Below are 15,507 nucleotides of genomic sequence, written 5' to 3'. Positions count from 1 at the left end.
ACTGATGGGAGCTCAAATTCCAGAAGTACGGTCAACAGATGAATTACGTGAAAAATGGATGAAGCCGGAGGTCATTAGCGGATCCGAAATTCTGCTGAGAAGCTTGTTACTTGAAGGTGTTGAGTGCGTATTTGGTTACCCGGGCGGCGCAGTGTTGTACATTTACGATGCGATGTATGGTTTCGAGGATTTCAAACACGTTCTCACTCGTCACGAACAAGGAGCAATACATGCAGCTGACGGATATGCACGTGCAAGCGGCAAAGTTGGTGTCTGCATCGCTACATCCGGACCAGGAGCAACGAATCTGGTTACGGGTATTGCAACAGCATATATGGATTCAGTACCACTCGTAGTCATTACGGGGAATGTTATTTCGAGCCTGATCGGGTCAGATGCTTTCCAGGAAGCGGACATTACCGGGATTACAATGCCAATCACCAAACACAGTTACCTGGTGAAAGATGTAAAAGATCTGTCCAGTGTAATTCATGAGGCATTCCATATTGCCAATACCGGTCGTAAAGGTCCTGTCCTGATCGACATCCCGAAAGATGTATCAGCGAACAAAACATTGTTTGAACCGACAACTGAACCTGTTATATTGAGAGGGTACAATCCACGGACAGTACCAAACAAACTGCAGGTTGACCGTTTGGCCCAAGCCATTCAGGAAGCAGAACGTCCAATGATTCTGGCTGGTGGCGGTGTGGTGTACTCGGGTGGACATGAAGAACTGTTCGAGTTTGTTGAGAAGACAGGCATTCCAATTACAACCACTCTCCTTGGTCTGGGTGCATTCCCAAGCGGTCATGAATTATGGACGGGTATGCCAGGTATGCACGGAACGTACACTTCCAATCAGGCTATTCAAAAAGCGGATCTGCTGATTAATATCGGTGCTCGATTCGATGACCGGGTAACAGGCAAGCTGGATGGATTCGCTCCACATGCCAAGATCGTTCATATCGATATCGATCCGGCGGAGATTGGTAAAAACATTGCAACTGATATTCCAATCGTGGGTGATGTGAAGACTGTACTGGAAATAGCTAACAAAGAAGTTGGACGTGCCGAGCGTGCAGATGCATGGAGAGACCAGATCAAACAGTGGAAGCAAGAGAAACCTTACAGCTATACGGATTCAGACGAAGTGCTGAAACCCCAGTGGGTTGTTGAAATGCTGAATGATACAACCAAAGGTGAAGCGATTGTAACTACGGATGTGGGACAACATCAGATGTGGGCAGCACAATATTACAAATTTAATCAACCGCGTTCATGGGTAACTTCAGGTGGTCTCGGAACGATGGGCTTTGGATTCCCTTCTGCCATTGGTGCTCAGATGGCCAATCCGGACAGACTCGTAATCTCGATTAACGGTGATGGCGGAATGCAGATGTGTTCCCAAGAACTCGCGATCTGTGCCATTAACAATATACCGGTTAAAATTGTAATCATTAACAATCAGGTGCTCGGAATGGTCCGCCAATGGCAGGAGATCATCTATGAGAACCGCTACAGCCATATTGATCTGGCAGGAAGTCCGGATTTTGTAAAACTGGCTGAAGCATATGGCGTAAAAGGATTGCGTGCAACGAATAAAGAAGAAGCGGCACGTGCTTGGCAGGAAGCTTTGGATACACCAGGCCCAGTCGTTGTAGAATTCGTGGTACGCAAGGATGAAAATGTGTATCCGATGGTTCCGCAGGGAGCAACAATTGATCAAATGCTGATGGGGGATGCTGAGGAATGATTAGACATACGATTTCAATATTGGTTAACGATCAGCCAGGCGTCCTTCAGCGGGTATCGGGGTTGTTCGGTCGACGCGGATTTAACATTGAGAGTATTACAGTGGGTCAATCAGAAGAACCCGGACTCTCCCGGATGGTTATTGTCACCATTGGTGACGATAAAACGCTGGAGCAGATTGAGAAACAATTGTACAAAATCATCGATGTGATCAAAGTGGTTGATTTCAGCCTGAAACCGATGGTAGCCCGTGAACTTGCCCTGATCAAAGTTAAAGCAGAGCCTTCCGAGCGTCCTGAGATTCTGGGTGTGGTTGAAACATTCCGCGCATCCGTTGTAGATGTTGGTCCAGGCAGCCTGATTGTTCAGGTGGTTGGAGATACGGACAAAATTGATGCAATGATTGAGTTGCTCAAGCCATACGGCATTCGCGAATTGTCCCGTACAGGCATAACTGCATTGGTACGCGGCAACGCATAAGGCTATAATGAATGAAAAGGGACGACGGTGAGCTAACATATATAGTTGATCTTATGTGAAAGTGTCAGTCCCTTACTAGTTGCAATATAACATTTTAGTGATGTAACGCTTGAAAAGATAGATACATTCCCGCATTAATGGGCGGGTGTCTGAACGGATCGATCAGACCTGAGACGCTTTGGACACTTCAAGCGAGTCGGTCCCTTGAGACACCCGCTCATTAATGAAGGGTTCTTTACAATAAAAGGAGGACTTATAAACATGCCAGTAACTACTTATTATGAACAGGATGCAGAGCTTAACGTATTGAAAGGAAAAACGATTGCGGTAATCGGTTATGGTAGCCAGGGCCACGCCCAAGCCCAAAACCTTCGTGATAGCGGATTGAACGTGGTCATCGGACTTCGTGAAGGTAAATCCTTTGACTCCGCAAAAAATGACGGATTTGAAGTTCTGTCCCCGGCTGAAGCAACAAGCCGCGCAGATGTAGTTCAAATCTTGCTTCCTGACGAAACTCAAGCGTCTGTATACAAAAACGAAATCGAACCAAACCTCAAAGAAGGCGCTGCATTGCTCTTCTCCCACGGTTTCAACGTTCATTTCGGTCAAATCGTTGCTCCAAAAAACAGTGATGTATTGCTGGTAGCTCCTAAGTCCCCTGGTCACATGGTACGTCGTACTTACGTGGAAGGTTTTGGTGTACCGGGCTTGATCGCGATCGAGCAAGATGCAACGGGTAAAGCTAAAGAAATCGGTTTGGCTTATGCTAAAGGTATCGGTTGTACACGCGCAGGGGTTATCGAAACTTCCTTCCGTGAAGAAACAGAAACTGATTTGTTCGGTGAGCAAGCTGTTCTGTGTGGTGGTGTAAGTGCATTGGTAAAAGCGGGATTCGAAACTTTGACAGAAGCGGGTTACGCTCCTGAAATGGCATACTTCGAATGTCTGCACGAACTGAAGCTGATCGTTGACATGATGTATGAAGGCGGACTTGCAAGTATGCGTGATTCCATCAGTAACACAGCTGAGTACGGTGACTATGTAACTGGACCTCGCGTTGTAACGGAAGATACGAAGAAAGCAATGAAAGAAGTACTGACGGATATCCAACAAGGTAAATTCGCACGTGACTTCATTCTGGAGAACCAATCCGGTCGTGCATTCTTGACAGCAACTCGTCGTAACGAAGCTGAACATCCAATCGAAGTGGTTGGCGGACAATTGCGTGAGATGATGCACTGGATCAAGAAGTAAGCATTAACTTTTAGAATATGCACTTTAAGGTATTCAAGTAAACTTAAAGCTTTAACTGGGAATAGCGGCCGTGCTTATGCGTGTGCCGCTATTGCTGGTTCAGAGAAACATTATAATACAAGTACAGGAGGTGCGAAGCGTGCGTAAAATCTATGTATTTGACACAACGCTGCGTGATGGAGAGCAATCCCCGGGAGTCAATCTGAACACTCGTGAAAAGGTGGAAATTGCCCATCAGCTCGAGCGGCTTGGCATTGACCGGATGGAAGCTGGTTTCCCGGCGGCATCTCCAGGCGACCTGGCAGCTGTCAATGCAGTAGCAAAAGCGGTTAAAAATGTTACCGTAATTGGCTTGTCCCGTTCCAGAGAGCAAGACATTGATGCGGTTAAGGAAGCACTTAAAGGTGCACAGGACCCATGTATTCACGTTTTTCTGGCAACTTCACCTATTCACCGCCAACATAAATTGCGTATGGACAAAGGGCAGGTACTGGATACAGCTCGTTCCGCGATTCGTTATGCGAAGAAAACATTTTCGAAGATCGAGTTCTCACTTGAGGATGCAGGTCGTACTGAATATGATTTCCTCGTGGAAATGGTGAATATGGCTGTTGAAGAAGGCGCAGCCGTAGTGAATATTCCGGACACGGTGGGTTACCTCAGTCCATATGAATACGGAAACATTTTCAAACATCTCAAGGAGAATGTGCACGGGATTGAAAAGGTACAGCTGAGTGCCCACTGTCATAATGACCTGGGTATGGCGACGGCCAATACACTAGCAGCCATCCTCAACGGGGCCGATCAGATCGAAGGTACGATCAATGGCATTGGTGAACGTGCAGGTAACACGGCGATCGAGGAAATTGCTATGGCGCTGGAGACACGTCAGGAATTTTTCCAGGCGAAAACCTCGTTGCAGTTATCTGAAATTGCACGGACCAGTCGTTTGGTTAGCCGTTTAACAGGTATGGTTGTGCCAGGAAACAAAGCCATTGTTGGGGCGAATGCCTTTGCACATGAATCCGGCATTCACCAGGACGGCATGCTGAAGGAAAAAACAACGTACGAAATTATGACGCCAGAGTCCATCGGTTTGAAGGAAAGCAAGCTTGTACTGGGTAAACATTCCGGTCGTCATGCCTTCCGTGAGCGGTTGATCGATCTTGGCTATGAGTTGGAAGAAGAAGCATTGAATCGGGCATTTGCCCAGTTCAAAGAGCTGGCTGATAAGAAAAAAGAAGTTACTGACGAAGATCTGCTTGCCGTAATTGAAGAGAAATTGCAGGATGCACCCGAGGTGTATAAACTGGAATCGATCTTTGTTACGTACGGAGATGAATCGGTACCAACAGCCAAAGTCCGGATTGCAACGCTTGACGGGGATACGGTTGAGAAGCAGGCGGAGGGTAATGGATCGGTAGATGCGATCTACAATGCGATTGACCAAGTAAGTGGGGAAGACGTAACGTTGTCTGACTATTCGATCAAATCGGTAACACATGGCAAGGATGCATTGGGTGAAGTACATGTTGTGCTGACTCAAAATCAGGTTTCCGTACAAGGACGTGGTGTAAGCACAGATATATTGGGTGCAAGTGCACGTGCCTATGTAGACGGTCTGAATCAATTAATTGAGAAACGCAAGACATACACAAATCGTGTAAATGTGAACCTGTAGGCTCCGTTCCGGTGCAGCAATGTACGCTGACAGGAAGATGTATCTCATTTCGAATGGATATAGAAGATCGTTCGGCCTGCTATGTTCCGTTCAGTGAGGTACGTAAAGAGTCTGACTCTCCTATGGAGGGTCAGACTCTTTTGCTTTTAATATATATAATTAGGGCAGGTCCACACAGTGTAGTTTCTACGGTGACCTCGTGCATTACCATACGCTATCAAGTTATTACCACGCGTATGCATTAGGTGCATGTCCACCTGGACCTGGGAAAATCTCATCCAGACGTTTGAGCACGGCTTCATCCAAAGTTACATCCAGACATTTGAGTGCGGTCTCAAACTGCTCCAGTGTACGCGGTCCAATAATTGGAGCGGTTACTGCGGGATTGGCTGCAACCCATGCCAAAGCTACCGTATCCTGTGGTTCACCGAGATCACGACAGAGCGCTGCGAAGTCTTCAAGCTGAGTCTGTTGTTGCTCAATTCGTCCCGCGATGCCGCCACTGCGTGTTCCTTCCAGCTTCTGCAGAGCATTACGTCCCAGTAACCCACCATCAAGCGGACTCCATGGAATGACGCCGAGGCCCAGTTCTTTGGCAGCAGGCAGTACTTCCAACTCAGGCAAACGACAGTTGAGGCTGTATTTATGCTGTTCGGAAACAAGGCCAAGGAAATGGCGGTTGTTGGCTTCGCTTTGAGCGATTGCAATCTGCCATGCAGCAAAGTTGCTTGACCCTACATAACCGATTTTACCTTGATGAACGGCATTCTCAAATGCACCCCACAGTTCATTCCATGATACAGCTGGGTCAACATGGTGCATCTGATACAGTTCGATATGATCGGTCTGCAAGCGGCGGAGGGAACCCTCCAGATGCCGTCTGATTTTATAGGCAGAGAGGCCAGCTTCGTTGTTGGGGCCATCTGTATCATCATGCATGGAGCCATAGACTTTGGTGGCCAAAACTACTTTTTCACGTCTGCCACCGCCCTGATTGAACCAGCGTCCGATAATTTCTTCGGTAAGCCCAGAATTTTCACCCCACCCGTAGATGTTAGCGGTATCAAAAAAGTTCACCCCTGCATCGAGTGCTGCGTCCATAATGCGGAAAGCTTCTTTTTCATCTGTAGCAGGCCCGAAATTCATGGTACCGAGACAGATTCGACTGACCTTGAGGCCTGATTTACCCAAATACGAATATTGCATGTTGCTTATCCCTCCTGCGTACCTGATTTGAATTCAGCTATATTTTACCCTACCGGGAGGGTCAGGAACAACTTGTGAAAGTTAATCTCTATCGGCTTATAGGTAAAATCTATTAAAGTCATAGATTGTATATCTTGGTCAAATGACCTTGGAATATGATACAAAAGAGAGAGTTAATATGAGACGTTACTTTATGAATAATTAATGAATGAAATATAAGGAGTGGACAACCCAATGGCAGACGTGAAAAAAATTGCAGTTATTGCAGGTGACGGAATCGGCCCTGAAGTCGTAGCTGAGGCTGAGAAAGTTCTTAAACGTACGGAGGAAGTATTCGGTTATCGTTTTGAGACAGAGCATGCCCTGTTTGGTGGAATCGCGATTGATGAGAAGGGTACACCTCTTCCAGAAGAAACACTGAGCGTGTGTAAAAGTGCAGATGCAGTCCTGCTTGGAGCGGTTGGCGGTCCAAAATGGGATAACAACAGCAAGGAGCTTCGCCCGGAAACAGGCCTGCTGGGTATTCGCAAAGCACTCGGATTGTTCTCCAACCTGCGTCCGGCTGTCGTATTTGATTGCTTGAAGGATGCCTCAACGTTGAAGCCGGAAGTACTTGAAGGTACAGATCTGATGGTGGTACGTGAATTGACAGGTGGTATCTACTTCGGTGAGAAGTTCAGACGTGAAAGTGCACAGGGTGAAGAGGCCGTAGATACTTGTGCATATAATGTAACAGAAGTGGAGCGAATCGTTCGTCAGGCATTCGAAATTGCGCAAGGACGTCGCAAGAAGCTGGCTTCTGTAGACAAAGCCAACGTATTGGAAACTTCCCGTCTCTGGCGTGAAGTTGTGAATCGGGTAGCACCGGATTATCCGGATGTTGAACTGGAGCATGTGTTGGTAGACAACTGTGCGATGCAATTGCTTCGTCGCCCAGCCAGCTTCGATGTTATTGTAACGGAAAACATGTTCGGAGATATCTTGAGTGATGAAGCAGCGATGCTGACGGGTTCCATCGGTATGCTTGCATCTGCATCACTGGGAGAAGGCAGCTTCGGACTCTATGAGCCGGTACACGGTTCTGCACCGGATATCGCAGGTCAAGGCCTCGCTAATCCGATTGCAACCATTCTCTCTTTGGCGTTGATGTTCCGCACAACCTTTGGTTATGCAGAAGGTGCGGATGCCATTGAAGCAGCTGTGTCGAATGTATTGAATGCAGGACACCGCACGAGTGATATTGCTGTAGACAAGAGCACAGCGATCAGCACGACCGAAATGGGCGATTTGATTGTAGCGGCTATTCAGAAACAGGCGTAATTATATTATCAAGAACATGGCAGCCCTTTGTTTCCAGTTATGGAATGTACAGAGGGCTGTTCCTTTATGATTTTTGGCACGAAAAATCCTTATTTATAATTATTATAAAAAAATAATGGTTATAATCTTGACTTTGGGAAGTCCGGATGATAACATTTTACTTGTACTTGTTATCAAGTATCAAATCATTTTAATTACAGGAAAGGCGTTCGCGTTTTTCTTGATGATGAGCAATCCATATGGATGCTTACATAATCCCAAAGGAGGAATTTTTAGTTATGGCAGAACGTTTGGTTGGTAGACCAGCACCGGATTTCGCAATGGAAACAGTATCGGGAGATGGACAAGATTTTGGTTCCGTTAAACTGTCCGATTATCGTGGCAAATGGCTTGTATTCTTCTTTTATCCTTTGGACTTCACATTTGTGTGCCCAACTGAAATTACAGCTTTGAGCGTTGCTTCTGAGCAATTCAAAGCTTTGGATACTGAAATCCTTGGCGTGAGCGTAGACTCCGTACACAGCCATAAAGCATGGATCAACACACCTGTAGATAGCAATGGTCTGGGTCAGTTGAACTTCCCGCTGGCTTCCGACATCACGAAGCAAGTGGCTAAAGATTACGGCGTTCTGATCGAAGAAGAAGGCGTAGCATTGCGCGGCCTGTTTATCATCGATCCAGAAGGCGAATTGAAATATCAAGTGGTTAACCACAACGATGTAGGCCGTAGTGTTGAAGAAACACTTCGCGTACTGCAAGCACTGCAATCCGGCGGATTGTGTGCAATGAACTGGAAACCAGGCGACAACAACCTGTAAGGCCAGGTTAACTTGAACGGTTTTTGTTCAAGCCCTCATCCCGTTAGGGATTGAGGGCTTTTTGCACCCTTTTGCCAGAAGTTATCACGAAGTTAATCAAAAGTGTTTGAACAAGCAGCTAAGCGTGTTAATAATATATTAGAAGAAAGTCTTCTTTTTATTTGTTGAAAGAGGAATTGATGGCCAGTAAGGCGAATAGGGTATGGAAACCCGGTAAATATTCCGGTGCTCTGCATTTATAATCTGTACATGAATGTGATACACTGATGGAACTATTCCTTTTCGGAAGTGCTGGAAGTGTACGGGATGCATTTTAACAAAAAAAGTCCCGGCACGTAATAAGGAGGGTGAACAAAAATGAGTTACTGTTGTGGGGCAAGTATGGTTGGAACGAAGGGCACGCTGAAGCATTACCGCACCCAGGTTCATAATGTTCCCCTGCTGTTTTGCCCGGTGTGTCATCGGGTTGAGGTGCATTATAAAGTGGAAAACGAATATGAAATTCTCGCCGAATATGCGCATGGAGACGGTGCATCCGAGATCGACTTTCAAGATTATGTTACAGAAGATGAGGATGCCATTTTCGAAAACTGTGTAAACCGTGAGAGCGAGGATGCCATGGTCATTGTGCAGCGCCAGATTGATATGGCTCTGGATTTGCTCAGGCTCGCCAAAGAAACCAAAGACGAGAAGTGGGAAAGTGAACTTAAACGTCGATTAGCTGTGATGAGTCAGCGCAGACTGAAAATTCAGCATAATAAGACCGGACTATAGATGAATTTGGATATATCACAAATTAAAGATATTAAAAACGAAGCTGATTTGCCTAAGGGGTGAAACGGCTTCGTTTTTGTGCTGTTGTTCTGGAACTAATTCGAGGTTTTTTTTAAAATAATTTCCATTCGACACTTTCTCCGATTGACTCTCTTCTATAAACTTGTCTATGATAAAAGCAGACTTGCAAAAGAGGCGGAGCAAAAAATGTTCGTGTTTGGGAATAGGAGAAGGTCGGAATGGAACAAACGTATATGATTTTCCGGATCGAGTGTTGGTTACCGGGAATAGACCAGCTTGAGTTCCGGACATGCCATCCATATTTTCGGCTCAGCCCCCCAACGAAAGGGCACCGGTAATGAAAAATAAAATCGGCCCTTCCTGTTTCTGTGATGATATGATGTCCGAATGGCAAGTTTATCATTTACGTGAAAAGGAGGAACCTGACATGATTAGTGAATTTCAGGATACAGTGCCTCAACCAACGGATGGATTCCCGCCTGTGCATCTGGATAACAACAAGTACGAGAATGTACTGGAACATCTGGATAGCGGTATTATGTTGTTTGACAGTCACGGTGTATTGACGTTTATTAACGTTCAGATGGCAAAGTTGTTGGAACTTCCGAGAAGTCTGTTGAGCGGCTGCACCCTGATGCAAATGCTGCATCATCCGCAGATGAGCCGATTCAAGAAAAAGAAAATTTTACGTATTTATCGGGAAACCATTTTTCATCGTAAGCGCTATCATGAGTTGATCGATGAATACGGCAGGCATTGGCTGGTTACTGTAACGTACGGTGATCAGATGGATGGCGACTTTTTGTTCAGCGTCAAAGATGTATCTGATTATAAACAAATCGAACAGACCGCTTATCAAAATGACAAACTTGCGATGCTGGGGCGGATTTCAGCATCTATTGCTCATGAAATTCGTAATCCGTTGACTGCAATCCGTGGGTTCATCCAACTGCTCAGGCCCCATTTGCTGCAGCTCGGCAAAGACGAGTACGCGCGAATCATACTGACGGAGATTGATCGGGCGAACGACATCATCTACGAATTTTTGAATTCTTCCAAACCATCGGCTCCACAGAAGACCGTGATGTCTGTCGACTCTTTACTCAAAGAGGTGGTCCTGCTGACAGAAAGCGAAGGTTTGATGAAGGGATGCGAGATCGTCCTGGATGAAGGGGATGCCCCGCTGAATGTGTCCATTGATGTCAAACAGATTAAGCAGGTTATTTTGAATATGGTGAAAAATGCAATGGATGCGATCGAGGAAGTCGGTGAGGAACATACCGGTCTAATTCGAATATCTACTACCACGGAAAACAAGTTCGTGCAGATCTCCATCGCGGATAACGGTCATGGGATGGACCATAATACGCTTGTACGTCTGTTTGATCCATTCTTCACGACCAAGGAGAGCGGAACGGGACTTGGACTGTCAGTAAGTTACCGAATCATCAAGAACCATGGAGGTACCATCTCTGTGGATAGCAAAAAAGGCGAGGGTACGCGGTTTATGATTATGTTGCCTTTGGTATTTTGAGAAGTGCGGGGAGTCAAGGAGTCGGCCATCTGCCGACTCCTTTGTTTTATGTTGCCAATTAGGGTTATAGTTAGTAATGAATGCGAATACATAAGCTCCATAACGGAAGGATGAGATGCAGATGGAAATCCAAGGAATGGAACGAATGAATCAACAATTGATGGATCACGTGGGAAAAGTAATTGTGGGAAAAGAGCATACCATAGAGCTGGTGATGACCGCGATTATAGCGTCAGGACATGTACTGCTGGAGGATGTACCGGGTACCGGGAAAACGATGCTCGCCAAATCGGTGGCCTCTTCATTGGACTGCACCTTCCAACGGATACAGTTTACACCAGACTTGCTGCCCTCTGACTTAACAGGAATTCACTTTTTTAATCAAAAAGAAGGTGATTTTGAATTCAGACCGGGGCCCTTGTTTGCCAATCTTGTACTAGCCGATGAAATTAACCGGGCTACACCACGTACGCAATCAAGCTTGCTGGAGTGCATGGAAGAGCGCCAGATCAGTATCGACGGCTCAACGAGACAGCTGGAACGGCCATTTATCGTTATCGCCACCCAGAACCCCGTAGATAATCAGGGAACTTTTCCGCTACCTGAGGCTCAGATGGATCGTTTTATGATGAAAATTCGCATGGGTTATCCAAGCAGTGAAGAGAGTGTAGAAATCTTGAGACGTACGGTAGCCAGACGCTCTGTTGATGATCTCACGGCAGTGATCAGTCGTGAAGAACTTTTGAAGGCGCAGGATACGTATAAAACCGTGCAAATCAACGAAGATTTGCTACGATATATCATTCAGTTAACGGAAGCGACAAGGCAACATCCCGAGCTCTCACTTGGCGTAAGTCCACGCGGGGCTCAGGCATTACTTAAGGCAAGTCAGGCATGGGCTGCACTGCATGGCAGAGACTTTGTTTTGCCTGATGATATTAAGGTTCTGGCGGTACCTGTGCTGGCCCACCGGCTTGTATTTCGTAACCGGATCAGACAACAAGAAGGCTTGGCGGAGCGTATCATCCAGGAACTTCTGAATCAGACAGAAGTGCCTACGGAGAATCTCGCTACAAGCGGGCGTTAATCTTATGGCATTATTATGGCTTGTCCTTGTTGGAGGCATTGTCGTTGTTATACATGGTGTGTGGTTCGGACGACCTGCACTGCGAAAGCTCAAGTACAGTAGACAATTCAGCAAGCTGCGTTGTTACGCTGGAGATGAACTTGAGATGGTGGAGACGATATCGAATGAGAAGCGAGTCTCCGTACCGTGGCTCAGACTTGAATCGATGATGCCCGTGTCGTTTGTATTTCGTTCCGGCTCAGGTATGGATATTAGCCAAGGCGAAATCTATCAGAACCACAAGAGTATTTTTACGTTGAAACCGTTTACTCGTATTACGCGCAAGCATCCTTTTACATGTACTCAGCGTGGGATTTATCCATTAAATACAGCAACGATGACAGGTGGGGATCTCTTTGGCGTGTGGCGTTCCACCAAACCGATTCCTTTGCAAATGTCTATGGTCGTGTATCCTTCATTAGTGAATGCAGAGGATCTTCCTGCAATTTATCAGGTATGGCAGGGAGAAGTGGAAGTATCACGATGGATCGTTGAAGATCCTTTCTTGATTCTGGGTGTTCGGCCTTATGGCGCAGGCGACCCCATGAATCGCATTCACTGGAAAGCGAGTGCACGTACAGGTGAATTACAAGTCTACAAGCAGGGATGGACAGCTGATCCGCAATCCTGGATTGTAGTCAATATTCAGGAATCTGCAGATATGTGGAGTGTTGTCACTCGACCCGAAAAGATTGAACGGGCACTCCGTTACGCTGCCACGGCTGCAGTGGATGCTATCGGTAGAGGGCTACCGGCAGGCTTCGCCCATAATGGTTATCATGTGGGTGGCGGCCGCGATACACTTCGGATTGAGCCAGATTATGGCACACCTCATCTGGAAAGATTATTGGAAGCTATGGCGGAGACAGAGCTGAAATGCATGGTACCCATGGAGCAATTCCTGAATGATGAAGTACGGTTGAATGAAGAAGCACAACAAATCCGCAGCTATCTGCTGATTACATCCTATGTATCAGCCGCTATGGAGCATGAGATTGCACGTCTGCATGAACAAGGACATCGTGTGACGATTCTCCCGGTAGAAGACGTAAAGGGGAATACGAAGGCGGTGAGTGCATGAGCAGCAGACAGGCAGCGACGACCAAGGGACTCATAGCGATGTTTGCCGTCTTGATGGCTGGTATATACCTATTTCCGATATTTACACTCGCTTCATTCTATGCCATGGAACATTTGCCGTATATATTATTCATCCTGGTTGTTCTCGTGGGTTGGTTGGGACAATTCATTCAGTATAAAATTCCGGGTTTTAGCGAGAAAAGTACATTTATTCGTGGAGTAACGGCACTCTTCGTAGGATTTTTCTTCGGACTCGTTGTAGGAATGAGCCTCATTCTCCCGATGCCGGATATCATCACATTGATACTGTGTGGAGTCATCTCGGCTTATGCAGGTCTGACCTTCCAGCCAGTCTTTCATTCTGTATTGTTATGGCGTTTGCAGATTATGGGTGTAATCAGTGCGATTGTACTTATGATTGCTTCGAATTCATTGGAATTCATGCAGCCGATACGAACCTATACCCTATGGATCTATATTGCGGGAGTGATCAGCTTTGCCTTTTGGCTGGTTGGACGATATATGCTGCAACTGGACCAGGCAATGCTCAATGATGGCAAGAGAAGATTGGTTTTACGAGATTTTGCACGTGCGAATCATCAGCGGTTCATGTGGATGTTTATTGTCATCGTCGCGATCGGTGCTTTCCCAAGTCTCGCAGCATGGCTGGGACCGCTACGTGACCGCTTGCTCGCATGGATCAGGGGATGGTTTGGCCCGATATCCGGCGAGGAGCCACGATTGCCAATGGACACTCCCGATCAGCAGCTAAATCTCCCGAATGACTGGAGAGAGCCCCCATCCGAGCCCTCAGTCTTCTGGAACATTCTGGGGTGGGTAGTGATGTGTGCTGTAGCAGGAGCAATCCTGTGGCTGCTTCTGAGGTTGGGACGAAAAACGATAAACAGACTCATGGAACGATTCAAGGGAATGTTACAACCTGGTGAAAAGAAGGCAGAACCACGAACGGAGTATATCGATGTGAGTGAGACGCTTGATGCGCCAGCAAAAGTTCGGAAGAATTGGTTTCGGAGAAAAGAAGTGGTACCTGCTCAGGAGACTGAACGTGTTCGGTATTACTATCGGACTTGGATCGATAGAGCTACTCATCGAGGAGTGGGAATACAGGGGACGCATACTCCGCTCGAGGCTGCACAGACCATTATTCAAAATGGTGTGAAGCTAGAAGAAGATGATCTGTCTGCGAGACTGCCAGATGCGTATAACAGCGTGCGGTATGGAGGAAAGGTTCCAGATGCATCAGATATGGTTGAGATTGATCGAATCTGGAAATCTTATCGAAGTAAATAAGTCCGGAATCCCTTTACTTTTCTTGTCACGTTCAAGTATCATGAGAGGAATACACAAGTTGGTCAGAAAAGGAGCAGACATTAATGAAGACAAATCATTGCAAAATTGTAGATTGTACGATCCGTGATGGCGGATTGGTAAATAATTGGGACTTTAGCGTGGACTTTGTTCAACAGCTGTATGCTGGGTTGAATGAAGCTGGCGTTGATTATATGGAAATTGGATACAAAAACTCTCCGAAGTTACTGAAAGGTGCTGAGGAAGCAGGACCATGGCGTTTCTTGAATGATGATTTCTTGCGTAAAGTGATTCCTCAAAAAGGCAATACCAAACTGTCTGCACTGGTTGACGTTGGACGTGTGGACGAGAATGATATCTTGCCTCGCAGCGAGAGCATGCTGGATCTGATCCGGGTTGCCTGCTACAGCAAAGATGTAGATAAGGCGCTTGCGCTGGTTCAAACATTCCATGATCGTGGATATGAAACTACACTTAATATTATGGCACTCTCTAATGTTATGGAGAATGAGCTGCTCGAAGCATTTGAATTGATCAAAGAAAGTACTGTGGATGTTGTCTACATTGTCGATTCTTACGGTAGTCTGGATCATAATGATGTGAAATATCTGGTAGAGAAGTTCAAGACTCATTTGCCTAACAAACGTCTTGGTGTTCACACACATAATAATATGCAGCTTGCGTTTTCTAACACATTGGTTGCGGCGGAACTTGGCGTTGAGCTGCTTGATGCTTCTGTGTATGGTATGGGACGTGCGGCAGGAAACTGTCCAACCGAATTGTTGGTAGCTCATCTGAAAGGAACTAAATACAATCTGCGTCCAGTACTTGGTGTATTGGAACAGTTGATGGTTCCACTGAGAGAAAAAGAAGAATGGGGTTACATTCTGCCTTACATGATTACAGGGGCGTTGGACGAGCACCCACGTTCAGCGATGGCGATTCGCTCATCAGAAGACAAGGATAAGGTCGTTGATTTCTATGATAAATTAACAACGCCAGAAGTGAATTTTGATAAGTAATATAGTCTGATATACAGTTGCAAATTAGGAAAACATGGACTCTAACTGGAGATCCATGTTTTTTTAGTTCTTAATGCCTTGTTTTTCTCTATATTTATGAATAAATA

13 protein-coding genes are annotated in these 15,507 nt (G+C 46.1%); 12 read left to right on the top strand and 1 reads right to left on the bottom strand.

The annotated features are described in order from the left end of the window. Positions 1 to 4 precede the first annotated feature (4 nt). The 4 genes from ilvB (at position 5) to ACX9NY_RS14820 (ending at position 5,170) form a co-directional block, all read left to right on the top strand. Complete coding sequence (gene ilvB / locus ACX9NY_RS14835; protein ID WP_339240813.1) at positions 5 to 1,756, top strand: biosynthetic-type acetolactate synthase large subunit; 1,752 nt, start codon at positions 5 to 7, stop codon at positions 1,754 to 1,756. Beyond that, positions 1,753 to 2,235 carry an acetolactate synthase small subunit gene (ilvN, locus tag ACX9NY_RS14830; protein ID WP_339240815.1) on the top strand — a complete coding sequence of 161 codons (483 nt, stop codon included), beginning with the start codon at positions 1,753 to 1,755 and terminating at the stop codon, positions 2,233 to 2,235. The genes ilvB and ilvN overlap by 4 nt, the downstream gene beginning before the upstream one ends. Positions 2,236 to 2,496: 261 nt before the next feature. Further along, the gene (gene ilvC / locus ACX9NY_RS14825) at positions 2,497 to 3,489 is read left to right on the top strand and encodes a ketol-acid reductoisomerase (RefSeq protein ID WP_192134654.1); all 993 of its coding nucleotides are present in this window, start codon (positions 2,497 to 2,499) and stop codon (positions 3,487 to 3,489) included. 139 nt (positions 3,490 to 3,628) lie between these two features. Further along, positions 3,629 to 5,170 (top strand): 2-isopropylmalate synthase, encoded by a 1,542-nt coding sequence (locus ACX9NY_RS14820; protein ID WP_339303278.1) that lies wholly within the window; start codon positions 3,629 to 3,631, stop codon positions 5,168 to 5,170. A 225-nt stretch (positions 5,171 to 5,395) separates the two neighbouring features. Here the strand turns inward: ACX9NY_RS14820 and ACX9NY_RS14815 are convergent, their stop codons facing one another. Further along, a complete protein-coding gene (locus tag ACX9NY_RS14815) occupies positions 5,396 to 6,376 on the bottom strand; it encodes an aldo/keto reductase (RefSeq protein ID WP_339240818.1) in 981 nt (326 codons plus the stop codon). A 234-nt stretch (positions 6,377 to 6,610) separates the two neighbouring features. Here ACX9NY_RS14815 and leuB point away from each other — a divergent pair, with 234 nt between their 5' ends. The 8 genes from leuB (at position 6,611) to ACX9NY_RS14775 (ending at position 15,400) form a co-directional block, all read left to right on the top strand. Then, positions 6,611 to 7,696 carry a 3-isopropylmalate dehydrogenase gene (leuB, locus tag ACX9NY_RS14810; protein WP_339240821.1) on the top strand — a complete coding sequence of 362 codons (1,086 nt, stop codon included), beginning with the start codon at positions 6,611 to 6,613 and terminating at the stop codon, positions 7,694 to 7,696. 278 nt (positions 7,697 to 7,974) lie between these two features. Beyond that, entirely contained in the window at positions 7,975 to 8,514 is a 540-nt protein-coding gene (locus tag ACX9NY_RS14805) for a peroxiredoxin (protein WP_091032840.1), read from the top strand. Between the two features lie 357 nt (positions 8,515 to 8,871). Then, positions 8,872 to 9,288, top strand: coding sequence for a hypothetical protein (locus tag ACX9NY_RS14800; RefSeq protein WP_017689649.1), 417 nt, complete (start codon positions 8,872 to 8,874; stop codon positions 9,286 to 9,288). 448 nt (positions 9,289 to 9,736) lie between these two features. Next, positions 9,737 to 10,843 (top strand): ATP-binding protein, encoded by a 1,107-nt coding sequence (locus tag ACX9NY_RS14795; protein WP_472479104.1) that lies wholly within the window; start codon positions 9,737 to 9,739, stop codon positions 10,841 to 10,843. Between the two features lie 121 nt (positions 10,844 to 10,964). Then, entirely contained in the window at positions 10,965 to 11,930 is a 966-nt protein-coding gene (locus ACX9NY_RS14790) for an AAA family ATPase (RefSeq protein ID WP_339240823.1), read from the top strand. A gap of 4 nt (positions 11,931 to 11,934) precedes the next feature. Continuing rightward, the gene (locus ACX9NY_RS14785) at positions 11,935 to 13,050 is read left to right on the top strand and encodes a DUF58 domain-containing protein (RefSeq protein WP_124113687.1); all 1,116 of its coding nucleotides are present in this window, start codon (positions 11,935 to 11,937) and stop codon (positions 13,048 to 13,050) included. Beyond that, a complete protein-coding gene (locus ACX9NY_RS14780) occupies positions 13,047 to 14,360 on the top strand; it encodes a DUF4129 domain-containing protein (RefSeq protein ID WP_472479101.1) in 1,314 nt (437 codons plus the stop codon). The genes ACX9NY_RS14785 and ACX9NY_RS14780 overlap by 4 nt, the downstream gene beginning before the upstream one ends. 83 nt (positions 14,361 to 14,443) lie before the next feature. Continuing rightward, positions 14,444 to 15,400 (top strand): aldolase catalytic domain-containing protein, encoded by a 957-nt coding sequence (locus ACX9NY_RS14775; RefSeq protein WP_339198382.1) that lies wholly within the window; start codon positions 14,444 to 14,446, stop codon positions 15,398 to 15,400. The last annotated feature ends 107 nt before the right edge of the window (positions 15,401 to 15,507 follow it).

This window comes from Paenibacillus sp. CB74 (assembly GCF_055687625.1).
The sequence above is the reverse complement of the archived record's forward strand: the minus strand, read 5'-3'. Positions and strand labels throughout refer to the sequence as shown.

What these genes read in the sequence shown, in the direction of transcription:
- ACX9NY_RS14780 (WP_472479101.1), top strand. Translation starts at nt 13,047, where the DNA reads ATGAGCAGCAGACAGGCAGCGACGACCAAGGGACTCATAGCGATGTTT.
- ACX9NY_RS14785 (WP_124113687.1), top strand. Translation starts at nt 11,935, where the DNA reads ATGGCATTATTATGGCTTGTCCTTGTTGGAGGCATTGTCGTTGTTATA.
- ilvN (WP_339240815.1), top strand. Translation starts at nt 1,753, where the DNA reads ATGATTAGACATACGATTTCAATATTGGTTAACGATCAGCCAGGCGTC.
- ACX9NY_RS14815 (WP_339240818.1), bottom strand. Translation starts at nt 6,376, where the DNA reads ATGCAATATTCGTATTTGGGTAAATCAGGCCTCAAGGTCAGTCGAATC.
- ACX9NY_RS14775 (WP_339198382.1), top strand. Translation starts at nt 14,444, where the DNA reads ATGAAGACAAATCATTGCAAAATTGTAGATTGTACGATCCGTGATGGC.
- leuB (WP_339240821.1), top strand. Translation starts at nt 6,611, where the DNA reads ATGGCAGACGTGAAAAAAATTGCAGTTATTGCAGGTGACGGAATCGGC.
- ACX9NY_RS14790 (WP_339240823.1), top strand. Translation starts at nt 10,965, where the DNA reads ATGGAAATCCAAGGAATGGAACGAATGAATCAACAATTGATGGATCAC.
- ACX9NY_RS14800 (WP_017689649.1), top strand. Translation starts at nt 8,872, where the DNA reads ATGAGTTACTGTTGTGGGGCAAGTATGGTTGGAACGAAGGGCACGCTG.
- ACX9NY_RS14795 (WP_472479104.1), top strand. Translation starts at nt 9,737, where the DNA reads ATGATTAGTGAATTTCAGGATACAGTGCCTCAACCAACGGATGGATTC.
- ilvC (WP_192134654.1), top strand. Translation starts at nt 2,497, where the DNA reads ATGCCAGTAACTACTTATTATGAACAGGATGCAGAGCTTAACGTATTG.
- ilvB (WP_339240813.1), top strand. Translation starts at nt 5, where the DNA reads ATGGGAGCTCAAATTCCAGAAGTACGGTCAACAGATGAATTACGTGAA.
- ACX9NY_RS14805 (WP_091032840.1), top strand. Translation starts at nt 7,975, where the DNA reads ATGGCAGAACGTTTGGTTGGTAGACCAGCACCGGATTTCGCAATGGAA.